General features: G+C 61.5%; 1 pseudogene. It reads left to right on the top strand.

From position 1 onward, the window contains the following. Positions 1-240, top strand: a pseudogene (locus RCF13_RS18330) (DNA helicase UvrD); the annotation flags it as partial. Positions 241-426: the final 186 nt, after the last annotated feature.

Here is a 426-nt window from a genome sequence, read left to right as displayed (position 1 = left end):
GCTGCGCCGGGAATCGTTCCCTTGGCTGAAGCTGCTAGACGGGTGCGGGAAGAAAACCGGATGCTGGGACGGCCGCTGCCAAAACGCGCAGTTGGCAGCACCTTGTTGCTCAAGGGTTTGGAGGCTGAGGTTGCGGTGGTATTGAATACGGATGGGATGAGCGCGCAGCACCTGTACGTGGCGATGACGCGGGGCTCTATGCGTCTGGTGGTGTGCAGCGGCACACCGACCATTGGTTAGGTCTGCGATGCTTAGCCGCGGAGAAACTCCTGGCGCGCAAAAAAATGCCGACGCTCCGAAGGAGCGCCGGCATCTGAGGCCATTAAGCAGCAACGAGTTGCCTGGCCAAGGCGACCTCGATCGAGTCGCCGTCCTGATTGAGCACGTCGAGTCCGGATTCCGGGACATCGCCTGAGGTGCTCTGGG

Origin of the sequence: Stenotrophomonas maltophilia group sp. RNC7 (genome assembly GCF_030910085.1) — a bacterium.
GTDB classification, from domain to species: domain Bacteria; phylum Pseudomonadota; class Gammaproteobacteria; order Xanthomonadales; family Xanthomonadaceae; genus Stenotrophomonas; species Stenotrophomonas sepilia.
The sequence above is the reverse complement of the archived record's forward strand: the minus strand, read 5'-3'. Positions and strand labels throughout refer to the sequence as shown.